Below are 4,117 nucleotides of genomic sequence, written 5' to 3'. Positions count from 1 at the left end.
TGGTTTATGTTAATATCTTCTGTTTAATTTTCAAAGACCATTTCTTCGTCGCCCTCAAGCGACTTTCTTAGTTTAACATCACTTTGAAACTTTGTCAACAACTTTTTTCAAAACTTTTAATTTATTTTGTTAAGTTGTTTCCGCATCTCTTAGCGACGAGATTTATCTTACCATGATATTTGTTATTTTTAATAATATAATTTTCTATTTTAATCAAAAAATTAATTATTTTCTTTTTAATTCTTTATTTTTCTTTATTTTTCTTATATTGATACACCAGGATTAGTATATTAAAGATTAATTTCCAAAACTATATATTTTATTAAATTTATTTCCAATTAATTCTTTTTTCTATTTGCTAAAGCCCTTATATTTTAAATTAAAAATAATTATGTAAATTTAAATAAATATAAAAAAGTCGCTAAAATTAACGACTTTTTCTCTATAAATAAAACTTATATATATTAACAAAAGAAAATTATTTATATTATTTTTTTACTCCTAGCTTTTCCATTATTATTAAAGCTGTATCCTCTATGGCTCTTTGAGTTACATCTATTGTTCTACATCCTAATTTCTTTAAAACTCTATCAGCAAATTCAAATTCTTCTAAAATTCTTGAATCAGAGGCATATTCTATATCTGCTGATATTCTATGAAATTTATCTAATCTTCTTTTTCTTATTTCTATAAGTTGTAATGGGTCTATAGTAAGCCCAAATATTTTTTTCTTATCTATTTCATATAACTCATCAGGAACTCCTACCTCAGGCACTAAAGGAATATTTATAGCTTTAATCCCTTTATTAGCTAAATACATACAAAGTGGAGTTTTTGATGTTCTAGACAAACCAACTAATACTACATCTGCATTTTTTAATCCTCTATAATCTTTACTATCATCATACTGCATAGCAAACTCCATTGCCTCTATCCTTTTAAAATACGCTTCATCTGTGTTCCACATAGCACCTGGATTATAATCTGGATACTTATTTAATATTGTCGATGCAACATTTATTATTGGACCAAGAACATTTATTATGTTTATATTTTTTTCAATACACTTTTGTGTTAAATACTCTCTAACATTTACGGTAATAATTGTTGAAACTATCATACAATTTTCATAAGAGTCAAGGTTCTTTATAAACTCTTCAACATCCTCAAAACTTTTTACATAAGGTATTCTTTTAACTTCTACTTCATCTTTAAATTGACTAGCAGCTGCCATTGAAACCTGCTGTGCTGTTTCACCTATAGAATCTGATACTGCAAAAATTGTTAACATAAAAATATCTCCTCTCTTTTATCAAAAATTAAAAATAATATTTTTAATTTTTAAGTAATCTACTTTCTCTTCCCCTTAGCTTTTTATTTTATTATTCTTTAATGATTATTCTAAACTCTATAGTTTATTTATTTTACCCTTTATAAATATATTTATAAAAGGTCATAGCAAATTATTTCCTTGATAATTTATATATTCTTTTAAAATTGCTTATATCCTCTTTAATTACAATAATTAACTATGTTAAAATTGATTTAGTTTATTGAAATTAAATAAATTTATTTAAAATTAAATTTTAAAATAGAGATTTAAAATTTAATTTTATTTTTATTTATTAAGGAGGTAAGGATGAATAAAAAAAAGTGGGTAACTATAAGTATTCTTCCTGTAATGTGGATACTTTATTTCTTATTTGAATTTTTCACAGGAAGAATTAATAAAAATTCAGAATCTTTTATGATGTTACTTCTAATAATCCCCTTTGGTATAGTTGGTTATATTATTTATGTACTAATTAATAAATATAAAGAAGGATTAAAAACAAAAACTCTAATAAGCATATTTATAATATTAATGTTATTAGACCAAGGAGTTAAATTTATTATATACAAATGGTTTTTCAATAAATCTTTCGATATACTAGGAGATTTCATAACCTTTAATCCTATAATAAATACACAAGGCTCATGGCTTAATGTAAGATTTGGTACAGGATTAAGTTTCGGATTTCTTATAGTACTAAATTTAATTGCTATTATTATATTTTTTGAATGTTATAGATATTATATATACAAAGGACATAAAGATTTTAATGCAGATATGTGTATAGTATTTATAATGGCAGGAGCATTATGTTCTTTAATTGATAAAATATTTTATGGTGGTAGCTTAGATTTTATAGGAATAAGTAATTTATTTATAGCAGATTTTAAAGATATATATATAAACTTGGCTATTTTATTTTTTGTATTGTGTATATATTTTAATGATTATTGGAAAGATGATACTTCTAGTACCTTTAAGGAAGATATATCTTCTATAAAGAAATTCTTTATTTTTGCAAAAGATGATTTATTAAAAAATATATTAAGGATAAAAAAATAATATATTTGTAGAATATCACAAATTTAATAATAATCTATCATTTATAATGGACAAAGTTTCCCTTTATGATATATTAAAATTGTATATAATTGATGTTTATGAGGGGGCTTAAATATGTTAGTAAGATGTATAGATAATTCATTATGCTCAAGTCTTACAACTGGTAAAGAATATATAGTACTTGAAGAAGGCGATAAGTACTATGTTGTATTAGACGATAGAAATAGAGAAATCACAACTAAAAAGCAAAGATTTGAGGTTATAGAAGATAGCGACTTAGCAAAAAAAGCTAAGGCTACAATAAATGAACTTAATTTTCAAATTAATAATGAATTTAAGGATATAAAAGACTTTAAAGTTAGAACTAACTCTAAAGGAGAAATTAAAGAAGTTATTATTAAATTTAAATATGAATAAGCTTATTTACAATTCACACTTTTAAATATAAAAGAGAGATTATGTATATACATAATCTCTCTTTTTGCTTATCTAATTTTTTGCTTTATTTTCTAAATTTTTATCCTGAGTTTCCGGTTTAGCTATGCTATTGAATAATTGAACCCATTTGTTCTCATTTTCTAAAACTACAGAACTTTCTATATTTAATTCTTTAAAATTCTTAATCCAATCTGGAGAATATTTAGTAGCTACAGGTAAAGTAGGCATTATATTAAATTTTTGTGCTAATTCTAATTGCATCTTAGGTCCTGCTATAAATTCCATAAATAACTCAGCAGCATTAGGATTAGGAGAGTCTTTTAATATACCTGCACATTCTGTTACAACAGGATATCCTTCTTGAAAATCTACTTTTAATATATTTGCATTATTTTTCGAATTTTTATTAAAAACATCTAAAGGTAAAATACCTATAGGTGTTTCTTTAGTATCCAATCCCTTAACTAGCTCATTATAATTATTAAATAAATTAGCTACATTTAATTTTAATCCTTGTAAAAAATCACTTCCGTAATTTTCATTATTATTACCTTCTTTGGTTAAATAAGAAGCTGTAGCTGAAATAAAATATTTAGTATAATCATTATTAGAATTCACCATTAAAATTTTATTAGCATAAATTCCATTTTTTAAATCACTTATAGATTTAGGTATTAAATTTTGTGGTAAATTTGCTTTATTATAAGAAACTATAATAGGATTTTTAAAAATAGAATACCAGTATCCATCTTTATCTCTATAGTTATCATCTACTTCACTATACCAACTAGTTTTATAAGGCTTTAAAAGTCCTTCTGAACTAGCTTTATTATATATTTCCTTGTTTCCACCTAAAATAACATCAACCTTAGAATCTTTAAATGTACTGTCTTTTATTTCTTCTGTATTTTCAAAATTAACAGTTATTCCAGTTTTATCTTTAAAGACATCTGCTATATATTTATTCACTTCTTCAGGATATTTACTGTTTACTAAAACTGTTTTTTCTAAAACAGTCTCATTAGAACCACCACAAGATATTATTGAGAACGAAAATATTAATACTAAAAATAATAGTATTGTCTTCTTTATACCTCTCATACTAGCCTCCTAAATATCAAGATTATGTAATTAATTTCTTCAAATATTTTTTTATATATGAAAAAAACCTCTCTAAACTTAGAGAGGTTTTGGTGATCTGCCAGGGAATCGAACCCTGGACACCGTGATTAAAAGTCACGTGCTCTACCGACTGAGCTAGCAAATCATAAGACCTGGCAACCA

4 protein-coding genes and 1 tRNA gene are annotated in these 4,117 nt (G+C 24.2%); 2 read left to right on the top strand and 3 right to left on the bottom strand.

Annotated elements, in window-relative coordinates:
- Positions 1–487 precede the first annotated feature (487 nt).
- Positions 488–1,291 carry a pyruvate, water dikinase regulatory protein gene (locus AC4FRL_RS11605; RefSeq protein WP_491140407.1) on the bottom strand — a complete coding sequence of 268 codons (804 nt, stop codon included), beginning with the start codon at positions 1,289–1,291 and terminating at the stop codon, positions 488–490.
- Positions 1,292–1,639: 348 nt separating this feature from the next.
- On the opposite strand from AC4FRL_RS11605, the gene AC4FRL_RS11600 reads away from it, so the two are divergent.
- Positions 1,640–2,395 carry a signal peptidase II gene (locus AC4FRL_RS11600; protein ID WP_491140406.1) on the top strand — a complete coding sequence of 252 codons (756 nt, stop codon included), beginning with the start codon at positions 1,640–1,642 and terminating at the stop codon, positions 2,393–2,395.
- 114 nt (positions 2,396–2,509) lie between these two features.
- Positions 2,510–2,812: a hypothetical protein gene (locus AC4FRL_RS11595; protein WP_491140405.1), complete on the top strand. Its 303-nt coding sequence runs from the start codon at positions 2,510–2,512 to the stop codon at positions 2,810–2,812.
- 72 nt (positions 2,813–2,884) lie between these two features.
- Here the strand turns inward: AC4FRL_RS11595 and AC4FRL_RS11590 are convergent, their stop codons facing one another.
- A complete protein-coding gene (locus AC4FRL_RS11590) occupies positions 2,885–3,934 on the bottom strand; it encodes an ABC transporter substrate-binding protein (protein ID WP_491140404.1) in 1,050 nt (349 codons plus the stop codon).
- Between the two features lie 90 nt (positions 3,935–4,024).
- A tRNA-Lys gene (locus AC4FRL_RS11585) sits at positions 4,025–4,100 on the bottom strand.
- Between the last annotated feature and the right edge of the window lie 17 nt (positions 4,101–4,117).

The organism is Clostridium sp. TJA032 (assembly GCF_058310275.1).
This window is presented reverse-complemented; position numbering and strand designations above follow the sequence as displayed.

Bases quoted from the DNA above. Each gene is read 5' to 3' on its own strand.
- AC4FRL_RS11605 (WP_491140407.1), bottom strand. From the start codon at position 1,291: ATGTTAACAATTTTTGCAGTATCAGATTCTATAGGTGAAACAGCACAG.
- AC4FRL_RS11600 (WP_491140406.1), top strand. From the start codon at position 1,640: ATGAATAAAAAAAAGTGGGTAACTATAAGTATTCTTCCTGTAATGTGG.
- AC4FRL_RS11595 (WP_491140405.1), top strand. From the start codon at position 2,510: ATGTTAGTAAGATGTATAGATAATTCATTATGCTCAAGTCTTACAACT.
- AC4FRL_RS11590 (WP_491140404.1), bottom strand. From the start codon at position 3,934: ATGAGAGGTATAAAGAAGACAATACTATTATTTTTAGTATTAATATTT.